We start from the raw sequence: 11,016 nt of genomic DNA, 5'->3' as shown, positions 1-11,016 counted from the left end.
AACAACTGATCGGGGACCCCGAATGAGCGACTTCCTCTTCGTCGTCGTCCCCTACATCTGCCTGACGACCTTCGTCGTGGGCCACTGGTGGCGCTACCGCTACGACAAGTTCGGCTGGACCACGCGCTCATCGCAGCTCTACGAGAGCCGTCTGCTGCGCATCGGCAGCCCGCTCTTCCACTTCGGGATGCTCGGCGTCGTCGGCGGCCACGTGATCGGCCTGCTGGTGCCCCAGTCGTGGACCGACGCGGTGGGCATCAGCGAGCACGTCTATCACGTGGCGGCAGTCGGGGGCGGTCTCCTGGCCGGCGTGATGACCGTGGTGGGCATGGCGATCCTGGTCTACCGTCGCCGCACCGTCGGCCCCGTCTTCTCCGCGACGACGGTCATGGACAAGGTGATGTACGCGGTCCTTGCCGTGGTGATCGTGTTGGGGATGTGGAACACCATCGCCGGCTCGATCCTGACGCTCGGCGGCGAGTACAACTACCGCGAGGGCGTGTCGGTCTGGTACCGGTCGTTCCTCGCCTTCCATCCCGACGCCGCGCTGATGGCGAACGCACCACTGGGATTCCAGTTGCACGCGCTGGCCGCTTTCGGCCTCTTCGCCCTGTGGCCCTTCACCCGCCTGGTGCACGTCTTCAGCGCGCCGGTGGGCTACCTGACCCGCCCCTACATCGTCTACCGCAGCCGCGACGACGCCCAGCTCGGCAGCCACCGCCCGCGTCGTGGCTGGGACCGGGTCGGCTGACTTTCGACAACGAGGAGAACCATGCAGAAGGAATCACTGACAGCGCTCGTCCGCCATCACCTGGAGACCGCATCGACGGCTTCGAACGGCCGAAGTGCCCACACGATCTACGGCGGGCACGAGCACGCCCTGCGGCAGACGCTCATCGCGCTGCGCGCCGGGTCGAATCTCGACGAGCACGAGAATCCCGGCGAAGCCACCCTGCAGGTCCTCCACGGCCGGGTCACCCTCGTGGCCGGCGAAGACCGGTGGAACGGATCGCCCGGTGACCTCATCACCATTCCCGACCGCCGCCACGCCCTCGAGGCAGTCGAGGACTCTGCGGTCTTGTTGACCGTGGCCATGAGCCGGTGACGCCGCGGCACGAGGCTCCCGCTGAGGTGAGGGAGCCTCGCGCCGACGACATCACACGTCGTTGGCGAGGATGTTGTCGATGTTCCTCTCGGCCAGCGCGGTGATCGTGACGAACGGGTTCACGGTGGTGTTGCCGGGGATCAGCGCACCGTCGATGACGTAGAGCCCCGTGTAGCCGTGCAGCCGGCCGTAGTTGTCGGTCGCCTTGTTGAGGACCGCGCCACCGAGCGGGTGGTACGTCAGGCCGTCCTGCCAGGTCTTGTAGCCACCGAAGAGGTCGGTGCGGTAGATCGTGCCTTCCTTGCTGTTGATCTTGTCGAAGATCGTCTTGGCCATGTTGATCGAGTCCTGCTTCCAGGCGGTCTGCCAGGACAGGTCGACCTTGCTGGCCGCGGCGTTCCAGGTGAACTCGGCGCGCCGGGTCGTCTTCGTGATCGCCAGGTAGAGCGAGGCGTACGTCTCGATGCCGGTCGGCAGGGGAGCGACCTCCGCGAACGCCCCACCCGCGTCCCAGTTGTCGATGCCCGAGCAGGGGATCGTCGACTGGAGGGTCCCGGTCGCGTCCCACATGTGGTTGGCGCGACCGACCATCACGTTGCCGTTGTCGCCCCAGCCCTTGCCGACCTCGTTGTTGAGCGCGGGCAGCGCACCGGTCGCCTTGAGCTTCACGAGCAGCTTGCTGGTGCCGACGCTGCCCGCGGCGAAGAAGACCTTGTCGGCCGTGACCGTCTTCGTCGCGACCACGTCGCCGGAGGTGTCGATCTGCTCGATGGTCACCGTGAAGCCACCGCCTGATGCGGGCGCGACCGAGGTGACCTTGTGCAGGGTCGACACGTTCACCCGGCCGGTCGCCAGCGCCTGGGCGAGATAGGTCTGCACGAGGGACTTCTTGCCGTGGTCGTTGCCGTACATGACCTGACCGTCGAGCGCGGACCGGGTGACCGTCCCGGCCTGCTCGGCCTTCATGTAGTTCCAGTCGTAGATGTCGGGCACGAACGTCCACGCGAAGCCGGAACGCTGGGCGTGCTTCCGGCCGACCCGGGCGTACTGGTAGCAGCTCGCGGTCTCGAACCACGCCGGATCGATCGACGCGACGCCGAGCGCGGCGTTGGCCCGCGGGTAGTAGGTGCTGTACATCTCCGTTGCGTCGACCGACGGCAGGATCGAGGAGAAGCGGGACTGCTTGGGGGTGACCGCCATCCCTCCGTTGACCAGTGAACCGCCTCCGACACCGCGGCCCTGGTAGACCGTGATGCCGGCGAACTCCTCGGCGTCGAGGACGCCCGTGTACTTCGTGATGTTGGTGTCGATCGGGAACCCGAAGAAGTTGCTGACCGGTGCCTTGGTCTTGGTGCGCAGCCAGTAGGCCCGCTGGTCCGGGGAGGTGACCTTCGCGAAGATCTTCCCGTCGGCGCCGGGGGTGTCCCACGACATGCCCATCTCGACCATCTCCACTGGCACGCCGGCCTGGGCGAGCCGCAGGGCGGCCACCGCGCCGCCGTACCCGGTCCCGATGATCAGTGCCGGGACGTTGGCCCCGTTCCCAATTGCTGCGGCGCTCGCCCGCCCGGGCATCGCGGCGGGCAGTCCTACCGCCGCGATGCCGAAGGCAGAGCCGGTGCCCGCCAGGAATCCGCGCCGAGAGACGCTTTTGCGTCCCTTGTCCGGCGTCGTTGTGTCCTGCATGTGATCTCCCTCACTCGTTGACGAAACAAGAACAGGTTCTACATGTTGCGGACGAGGTGCGTCACCCCCTACCGGGAGGTAACCCGCCCGGCTGGGCGTGCAGGACATCGGAGGACCGCGAAAAGAAGTTCCGGAATCGCTGTAATGCGGAGACCGAAATCACGTCTTCCACCACAGCACGACCTCCGGGAGGGAGGTCGTACCGGGGAGAGCGGTACGACAAATGAACCAGATCCAACCTCGCGGCAGCGCCGCGCGCCGAGGCCTCGCAACGGCCGGGGCACTGCTCGCCGCAGTCAGCAGCATCGTCGCGCTCGGTGCGTTGAGCAGCCCGACTTCTGCAGCCGTCGAGTCGACCGACATCGTCAAGACGGTCACCTACAACGGCAAGACCCTGACCTTGCGGATGAGCCCGGTCACGGTCCGTTCGTCCAGCTATCGCGTCGACGTCCAGCAGGCCGACGGCTCCCTGAAGGCCTATGCGGCCGCTCCGTCCAAGGCCTACATCGGCAGCGTCGACGGCGACTCCTCGGCGGTGGCCGAAGGCATCATCAACTCCGACGGGGACTTCGTCGGCCAGGTCGTCTTCGACCGCGGCGGCACGATCTACGTCAAGAACGGGGCCGTCACCGGCAACCGGAGCCTCACCCAGCCTGCTGACTTCAAGTGGCCGTCGGCCGGGAACTCCTCGCTCAACGCCACGACCCGGCCCGGTCAGGCCGGCGACAGCAGCTATCTGTGGGACATCGGCTACGACCTCGACAACGGCTACTTCAATGCAGCCCCGATCAGCGGGTCGGTGGCCAAGGCCGTCGACCAGATCGACCTGAACATCGTCTCCCAACTCGGTGCGTACGCGACCAACATCAAGGTGCGCCCGATGGTTGGTCGGGTGCTCGTCCGCGCCTCGGCCGCCGTCGACCCGTACGTCGGGAAGACACAGGGACAGCGCCTCGGCGTCGTCTCGTCGGAGTGGAAGACCTACGGCTATCCCGGCATGGACAGCGCGATGATCCTGACTGACCGCGACGCCGGCTCAGGCGTTGCCTACCTCGGCACCGCTGGAAGTCCGGGCTACGGCAACTCGGGCGGCACCGGAAACACCAGCATCGTCGTCCAGCGTCACGAGTTCGGGCACAACTGGAATGCGCTCGACAACCACACCAACGGGCCTGAGGGCGGCACCATCAACTCCGGCAACGGCTACGACCGTTGGGACGGCACCGAGGTCCGCTCGATGCTGGACTTCCGCAACAGTCGCCTCGACAAGTTCACCGACCTGGGCGCGTTCCCGGTCGCGCTGCCGCCGTACGCCTCGCTCGACCTGGTGGATCGGCAGATGGCAACCGTGACGGTCAAGGTGAACCCGATCGTGAACGACCACGACGTCAACGGTGGCGCGCTCACCCTGCAGTCGGTGTCCGCCACCAGCAAGCTGGGCGGCACCCTGACCGCGGTCGGCAACACCGTCACGTACACGCCTCCGGCCGTCACCAGCAGCCAGACCGTCGACTGGGCCCAGTACGTCGTCAAGGACCCGAGCGGCAAGACCGCGACCGGCGTCATGCTGTTCCGGGTCGACCCCTACGTCGCACCGGCACCGTCGAGCAGTTGGGTGCGGCACGACCCGGCGGCCGCCTCGGGCTACCAGATGACGAACCAGCAGTCGGGCCTCGTGGCCGCCATTCCGGCCGGGAGCACCGGGCGGCAGGCTGTCGTCCAGCGCGCCGGCCTCGACGCCCGCACCGTGTGGACGTTCAAGACCAGCGGCAAGGGCCTGCAGATCGCCAACAAGGCGACCGGGCTGTGCGTGGGGACCGAGATGGGGCAGACGGCCTCCGGGACCCGTGCGATCCACAACACCTGCAACGGTCGGCCCGACCAGCAGTGGAAGATCGTCGACCACCCCCGCGGTGACCGTGCGCTGATCAATGTCAGCAGCGGGAAGTGCCTGTCGGTGAAGGACGGCTCGCTGAACTCCGGAGTCGAGCTCGTCCAGATGCCGTGCAGCATGTCCGCAGACCAGATCTGGAAGGTCGACTTCCTGCCCACGTCCAGCTGGCCGGCCTACACACCTCCCACCACGGGGACCTTCGAGCTGGTCAACGCCGGCACCGGCCTCCACGCCGGCACCGCGCCCGGCGCCAGCTGGAGCGCACCGTTCGTCCAGCGCGCCGCCGGCAAGGAGACCGCCTTCACCTTCCTGGCGAACGCCGACGGGACGTACCGGGTTCGCCAGTCGTCCTCGGGGCTGTGCTTCAACGACGAGGCCGCTCAGCACGACCGCGTGGTCATCTGGAACTGCAACGAGGCCACCGAGGGAGCCAAGGTCCGCTTCCTCGAGCACCCCGCGGGCGGGATGGTCATGGTCGGTGTGCTGGCGAAGGAGTGCATCGGCATCAAGGGCGACTCGAAGGCCGTCGACGCCAACCTGGAGTTCGACTCCTGCACGAGCAAGGAGACGCAGCGCTGGAGCGTCGTACCGACTGCCTGATCCTGGGGGGATGAGGGAGAACAGCAGGGGCCGGGCGATTCCTCGCACGGCCCCTGTCTTCGATGCTCGGGTTAGTGTTCGCCACCTCACCGAGAAGGGACACCGCATGCACCCCGGCGACACCGATTGGCTCGAGGCGGAGCAGGGCCGGCTGCTGCGCTTCGGGACGAGTGCCGCACCGGGATCGTGGCTCGACGACGTCGGGGACGCCGACGAGAGCCGCCCGCGCCAGACCTGGCTCGCCGCTCGCACGTTGTACGTGCGCAGCCTCGGGGTGCTGCTCGATCACCCGGGTTCGGGCCCCCTTGCCGCTGGTGCTCTCGCCGCGCTGGACGACGAGTTCCGCGACCACGAGCACGGCGGCTGGCTGCCGGTCGAGAAGTCCTGCTACCAGCACGCGTTCGTGCTGCTCGCCGCATCCACCGCGCGACGGGCGGAGGTCCCGGGAGCCGAGCGCCTGTTCGCTGATGCCGAGGCCGTCTTCGAGGAGCGGTTCTGGGACGAGGACAGCGGCATGTGCATCGACGAGTGGGACCGCGACTGGTCGACCCCGGCGCCGTACCGAGGGCTGAACGGGACGATGCACGCGGTCGAGGCGATGCTGGCCGTCGGGGGAGTGTGGACCGATCGCGCCGCCCGGATCTGCGAGCGGGTCGTGGGCATCGGCGAGGACTTCGGGTGGCGGCTGCCCGAGCACTACGACGACCAGTGGTCACCGCAGCCCGACTTCAACCAGGAGCACCCGGACGACCAGTTCAAGCCGTACGGCGCCACGGTGGGCCACGCCTTCGAATGGGCACGACTGCTGCTGCATCTCGACGCCGCCACCGAGCAGGACCACCTGGCGGCGGCCGTCTCGCTGTACGACCGGGCGGCCGCCGACGGGTGGGCGATCGACGGCACGGACGGGTTCGTCTACACCACGGACTGGGACGGCCGTCCGGTCGTGCACGACCGGATGCACTGGGTGCTGGCCGAGGCGGTCGCTGCGGCGAGTGTCCTCCACGCCCGGACAGGCGAGGAACGCTACGCCCGGGACGCGAGGACGTGGTGGGAGTACGCCGACCGCCACCTGCTCGACCGCGAGCACGGGTCCTGGCACCACCAGCTCGATCGCCACCAGCGCCCCTTGCGGACGGTGTGGCCGGGCAAGCCCGACCTGTACCACGCCGTCCAGGCGACCCTCATCGGCCGCTACCCGGTCCGTGGCTCGCTCGCGGAGGCCATTGTCAGCCCGACAGGGCAGTAGTACTCTCTGCAACAGCGTTGCACACAGTATCGCTCAAGCACGGCCTCAGGGAGACACCTCAGTTGAGCACGGAAGCCGCGCCGACACCCGGCGCTGACAGTGACTTCGTCATCGTGGACATCCGGGCCACCACGGTCTCGGTCCCGCTCGAGGCGCCGCTTCGGCACGCTGTCGGTGCGCACTGGGGCCGGTTCGTGCGCACGATCGTCGAGGTCGAGACTGCGGACGGGCTGATCGGGCTCGGTGAGATGGGTGGCGGCGGGGAGAGCGCCGAGGCCGTCTTCCGGTCGCTGCTGCCCAGCCTGCGTGGACACAGTCCGTTCCGGCTCGAGGAGCTGCGGTTCGCGGTCTGCAACCCCACGGCGAGCCTCTACAACAACCGCACCCAGGTGCACGCCGCGCTCGAGTTCGCCTGCCTCGACCTGGTCGGCAAGAAGCTCGGCGTCTCGGTCTCCGACCTGCTGGGTGGCCGGGTGCGCGACGAGGTCGGTTTCGCCAGCTACCTGTTCTACCGCTACGGCAACCCGGACACCGGTGAGGGTGAGGTGCGCACCCACGACCAGCTGGTCGCGCACGCGCTCGAGCTGAAGAAGGAGCACGGCTTCTTCTCCCACAAGCTCAAGGGCGGCGTCTTCGGCCCCGACTACGAGGTGGAGGGCTACCTCGCCCTGGCTGACGCGCTGCCGGGCGACTCGTTCCGGTACGACCCCAACGGCTCGCTCAGCGTCATCGACGGCATCCGCGTCGCCGACCGCATCCAGGGCGTGAACAACGACTTCCTGGAGGACCCGTGCTGGGGGCTCGAGGGAAACATGCAGGTGCGGCGGCCGGGCCTGCTGCTGGCAACGAACCAGGTCGTGGTCAATTTCGAACAGCTCGCCAGCAACATCCTGCGCCGGTCGGTCGACGTGATCCTGCTCGACACGACGTTCTGGGGCGGCATCCGACCGTGCATCAAGGCGGCCGGCGTGTGCGAGACCTTCCAGCTGCCGATCGCGGTGCACAGCTCGGGAGAGCTCGGCATCCAGCTGGCGACGATGCTGCACCTGGGGGCCGTGCTCCCCAATCTGACCTACACGGCCGATGCGCACTACCACCATCTCCGCGACGACATCATCGTCGGCGGCAAGATGCAGTACGTCGACGGCACGATCGCGGTGCCGGACGGTCCCGGCCTCGGCGTCGAGCTGGACCGCGACAAGCTGGGGGAGTACGCCGAGGAGTTCCGCCGGCTCGGCGGCTACCCCTACGACCGCGACCCGGGACGCCCGGGCTGGTTCCCGCTGGTGCCCAACAGCCGCTGGGCGGACCCGAACGATGCGGTCCGGCCAGCGGATCCCCGCCTGGCCTGGTGAGCAGGCCGGGCGGGGTCACGGGTCACCCTGCCGGGACCGCGGTCGCTTGTGCCGAACCGAAGCCGCACTGGACGCCGTCCACGGCGTAGTCGACGCCCAGGCTGCTGAACGAGCCGTCGACATTCCCCGAGGTCCTGATCTGGAGGACCGCGTCTGCCGACAGGATCGCGGAGTCCCGCGGGATGGTGATGACGTAGTCGTCGCCGTTCACGCCGCTCTTCAGGGGAGGCGCGTCCATGTCGCCGCACGGGGAGCTCGCGGGGTTGCCCGGCGCAGCGCCTTCGATCGTCGCGCTGCCCGAAGTCGAGGAGCTCTGTGCGCCGCCCTCCAGGTCCGGGGCGACCGCGTCGGGGAGCTCGTGGTCCACGGCGCCGGGAAGCGTCGCGCCCGCGGCGTCGTAGTCGACCTCTGCCTCGATGCCGTGCTCGGCCAGTGCCTTCTCCAGGCCCTCGGAGTCATCGAGCTCGTGGATGGTGATGGTGATGTCACCGGAGTCGCTGCGTTCCACGGCGTAGGCCGCCGCAGCGGGGTTCATCGACGACAGGCCGACGGCCGTGATGGTGGCGGCTGCCACCCCGCCGGCCGCCACGGTCCAGCGGGTACGACGCGAGCGCGCTGGAGCTGGTCGGTTCTCCGCGACCGCCACGCGCAGCTCGCGGAGCAGGGCGTGGTCGAAGGAGTTGAGAGGGGGAGTGGTCTGGGTGTCGGATGACTGGTTCATGGGGTGACCTCCTGCACGAGCGAGGCCAACGGGCGCTCGATCGTGTTCGTGTTTCGAGATGGGTTGTTGTCCATGTGGAGCTGGACCCGGGCGCGGCTGCGGTGCAGCCGGACCCGCGCGGTGCCCGGCTTCACCCCCAGCTCGGCTGCGGCGTCGGTGACGGAGAGGCCGTCGACGGCGACCAGCTCCATGAGCCGCCGGTCCCTGGCCGGGAGTGCGGCCAGGGCGTCGTACAGAGCGCGGGTGAGTCGTTCGGCATCGATGCGTTCGGCGATGCGCGCCGTTGCGTCCTCGTCCAGGAGACGACGGCCCTGGATCCGGCTCTCGGCGCGAAGGCGTCGCGCTCGTCGCCGGGTCGCGTCTGCGACGGCATTGCGGGCGATGCCCAGCAGCCAGGGCAGGGGTGCGCCTTCGTCGGGCCGGTAGCGGTCGGCGCTGCCGATCGCGGCCAGGAAGATGTCCGCGGTGAGATCGGCGACCTGATGGGGATCTGCGATGCGACGGGCCAGGAACGTCTTCACGGTCTCGGCGTGCTCGCGATAGAAGGCCTCCATCAGGCCGGGATCGTTGCCGATCCGTGGGACTTCGTCGTTTCGTATCAGTTGCTTCACAACCGTTCTTCGCCGATGTGGTCGTGAGCGTTACAGCCGCTGCTCCGCGTCCGGCCACGGTCGGTCCGGCTGGAGCTGGCCGATCGCCCAGATGGCGGACTCGATGTGCGTCGTCATCGCGTCCCGGGCCTGCTCGCTCGATCCCGCCTCGATGGCCGCGGCGATCGCCTCGTGCTCGTGGAGTGCGCGCTCGACGGCGGTCGGGATGGTGCCGGTCGCCTTGCGGGCGACCGCGAGCAGGTCGGCCATGGGGGCGAGGACGCGGGCCAGGACTGCGTTCCCGCTGGCGGTCGCGACGGCCTGGTGGAACGCGATGTCGGCTTCGAACACGTTGTCCCCGGTCTCGTGAGCCACGCGGAAGTGGGTCAGCGCCCGCCGGATCGCTGCCAGGTCCTCATCGGTCCGGTGCAGGGCGGCGCGCGCCGCGGCGGCAGGCTCCAGGATGAGGCGGACGTCGTAGAGGTCGGCGATCGTGTCGTCCTGCAACAACGCGGAGATCGCGGACGTGGCCAGGGTGCTCTGGGCGGTCCCTTCGAGCACGCGGGCCCCGAGCCGCGGACGGATCTCGACGAGCCCCAGGGTCCGCAGTGCCTGCACCGCCTCGCGCACGGTGTTGCGTCCCACCCCGTGCGCAGCCATCAGCGCCTGCTCGGTCGGCAGTTGGTCGCCCGGCTTGAACTCGCCGCGCGCGATCCCGGCCAGCAATGCATCGGTGACGGACTTGCTCAGTCGTTCGGTCATGTCGGCTCCAGCCAGGCGGGAGGGGTTGACGTCGGCGATCCTAACATTCATCCTAATTGTGGGATGAATGCTCGGGGGAGGGGAAGGTGGCCATGGCCACCGTGGTTGGCGGGACGCCGGGGGGCTCAGCTCCTGCTGGCGTCGCCGAGTGCGGCACTGATCGAGGCGGCGGCCTCGGCGCAGGACTTGCCCACGTCCGCAACACGCTTCTTCATGCGGTACGACGGCCCCGACACGCTGATCGTCGCGATCGGCCTGCCTGTCACGTCCGTCACCGCGGACCCCACGCAGATGACCTCGGGGTCGTTCTCCTCGCGGTCGACGGCGTAGCCCCGTCGGGCGCTGATGGCGAGGTCCGCCAACAGGGCGTCGTGGTCGGCCAGGGTGTGCGGGGTGCGCTGGACCAGCGTCTGCTCGCGAGCCCTGCGCTCGGACTCCTCCGCCGGGAGGGTGGCGAGATACGCCTTGCCCATCGCGGTGTTCGCGATCGGCATCCGCTGTCCGACGATCGACATCACGCGCACGGTGGCCTGGGGCTCGAGTCGCTCGACGTAGACGACCTCGTTGCCCTCGATCACGCCGAGGTGGACGGTCTCGCCCCAGGTGTCCCGCAGCTGGGACAGCAGCGGCATGGCCAGGGCACGCAGGTCGACCCGGTTGGTGTAGTCGTGCGACAACGCAAGGGCCTTGCCGGCCAGTCGGTAGCGGCGATCCTCGGGCGACTGGTTCGCCCACCCCGCATCGCGCAGGGTGCCGAGCAGGCGCGAGACGGTGCCCTTGTCGAGCCCGGAGCCGGCCGCGAGCTCGGTGACGGTCGCGCCGTCGCGGGCGTCTCCGATCATCTCCAGGAGGGTCAGGCCGCGTTGCAGCGTGCGGGTCGTCCCGCGCGTCGCCGAGTCGTCCTTCGCCGTGGGGTCTGCCATGCCTGCACGTCCTTTGCTGGAGGGAATTCAATCCTCGCACAACCGGGCGTCACTGAATGAAACTTTGTTGCATGTAGTGCTTGACAGCCTCGGATGTGACTTGCTTCACTGTCTCACACAACGCAACGACG

At 68.7% G+C, this 11,016-nt stretch carries 10 protein-coding genes; 5 read left to right on the top strand and 5 right to left on the bottom strand.

Going from position 1 to position 11,016, the window contains the following annotated elements:
* Positions 1–22: 22 nt before the first annotated feature.
* Entirely contained in the window at positions 23–751 is a 729-nt protein-coding gene (gene narI / locus ASD84_RS03320) for a respiratory nitrate reductase subunit gamma (RefSeq protein ID WP_056706629.1), read from the top strand.
* A gap of 21 nt (positions 752–772) precedes the next feature.
* Entirely contained in the window at positions 773–1,105 is a 333-nt protein-coding gene (locus ASD84_RS03315; protein ID WP_056706627.1) for a cupin domain-containing protein, read from the top strand.
* Between the two features lie 51 nt (positions 1,106–1,156).
* Here ASD84_RS03315 and ASD84_RS03310 read toward each other — a convergent pair whose 3' ends face one another.
* Positions 1,157–2,791, bottom strand: a complete 1,635-nt coding sequence (locus tag ASD84_RS03310) for a GMC oxidoreductase (RefSeq protein ID WP_056706626.1) — start codon at positions 2,789–2,791, stop codon at positions 1,157–1,159.
* Positions 2,792–3,014: 223 nt separating this feature from the next.
* Here ASD84_RS03310 and ASD84_RS03305 point away from each other — a divergent pair, with 223 nt between their 5' ends.
* From ASD84_RS03305 to ASD84_RS03295, 3 genes are all read left to right on the top strand, one after another.
* Positions 3,015–5,285 carry an RICIN domain-containing protein gene (locus ASD84_RS03305; RefSeq protein WP_056706624.1) on the top strand — a complete coding sequence of 757 codons (2,271 nt, stop codon included), beginning with the start codon at positions 3,015–3,017 and terminating at the stop codon, positions 5,283–5,285.
* A 106-nt stretch (positions 5,286–5,391) separates the two neighbouring features.
* Positions 5,392–6,534 carry an AGE family epimerase/isomerase gene (locus tag ASD84_RS03300; RefSeq protein WP_056706622.1) on the top strand — a complete coding sequence of 381 codons (1,143 nt, stop codon included), beginning with the start codon at positions 5,392–5,394 and terminating at the stop codon, positions 6,532–6,534.
* A gap of 62 nt (positions 6,535–6,596) precedes the next feature.
* A complete protein-coding gene (locus ASD84_RS03295) occupies positions 6,597–7,889 on the top strand; it encodes an enolase C-terminal domain-like protein (protein WP_235530958.1) in 1,293 nt (430 codons plus the stop codon).
* A gap of 22 nt (positions 7,890–7,911) precedes the next feature.
* Here the strand turns inward: ASD84_RS03295 and ASD84_RS03290 are convergent, their stop codons facing one another.
* From ASD84_RS03290 to ASD84_RS03275, 4 genes are all read right to left on the bottom strand, one after another.
* Entirely contained in the window at positions 7,912–8,610 is a 699-nt protein-coding gene (locus ASD84_RS03290; RefSeq protein ID WP_056706620.1) for a hypothetical protein, read from the bottom strand.
* Entirely contained in the window at positions 8,607–9,164 is a 558-nt protein-coding gene (locus ASD84_RS03285) for an RNA polymerase sigma factor (RefSeq protein WP_200954393.1), read from the bottom strand. The genes ASD84_RS03290 and ASD84_RS03285 overlap by 4 nt, the downstream gene beginning before the upstream one ends.
* 87 nt (positions 9,165–9,251) lie before the next feature.
* Positions 9,252–9,962 carry a FadR/GntR family transcriptional regulator gene (locus ASD84_RS03280; RefSeq protein WP_056706618.1) on the bottom strand — a complete coding sequence of 237 codons (711 nt, stop codon included), beginning with the start codon at positions 9,960–9,962 and terminating at the stop codon, positions 9,252–9,254.
* A gap of 125 nt (positions 9,963–10,087) precedes the next feature.
* Entirely contained in the window at positions 10,088–10,885 is a 798-nt protein-coding gene (locus ASD84_RS03275; protein ID WP_056706616.1) for an IclR family transcriptional regulator, read from the bottom strand.
* Positions 10,886–11,016 lie beyond the last annotated feature (131 nt).

Origin of the sequence: Nocardioides sp. Root682, assembly GCF_001427795.1 — a bacterium.
In the GTDB taxonomy this organism is placed as follows: Bacteria; Actinomycetota; Actinomycetes; order Propionibacteriales; family Nocardioidaceae; genus Nocardioides.
This window is presented reverse-complemented; position numbering and strand designations above follow the sequence as displayed.

Coding starts and splice junctions, on each gene's coding strand:
- narI (WP_056706629.1), top strand. CDS start 23: ATGAGCGACTTCCTCTTCGTCGTCGTCCCCTACATCTGCCTGACGACC.
- ASD84_RS03315 (WP_056706627.1), top strand. CDS start 773: ATGCAGAAGGAATCACTGACAGCGCTCGTCCGCCATCACCTGGAGACC.
- ASD84_RS03310 (WP_056706626.1), bottom strand. CDS start 2,791: ATGCAGGACACAACGACGCCGGACAAGGGACGCAAAAGCGTCTCTCGG.
- ASD84_RS03305 (WP_056706624.1), top strand. CDS start 3,015: ATGAACCAGATCCAACCTCGCGGCAGCGCCGCGCGCCGAGGCCTCGCA.
- ASD84_RS03300 (WP_056706622.1), top strand. CDS start 5,392: ATGCACCCCGGCGACACCGATTGGCTCGAGGCGGAGCAGGGCCGGCTG.
- ASD84_RS03290 (WP_056706620.1), bottom strand. CDS start 8,610: ATGAACCAGTCATCCGACACCCAGACCACTCCCCCTCTCAACTCCTTC.
- ASD84_RS03285 (WP_200954393.1), bottom strand. CDS start 9,164: ATGGAGGCCTTCTATCGCGAGCACGCCGAGACCGTGAAGACGTTCCTG.
- ASD84_RS03280 (WP_056706618.1), bottom strand. CDS start 9,962: ATGACCGAACGACTGAGCAAGTCCGTCACCGATGCATTGCTGGCCGGG.
- ASD84_RS03275 (WP_056706616.1), bottom strand. CDS start 10,885: ATGGCAGACCCCACGGCGAAGGACGACTCGGCGACGCGCGGGACGACC.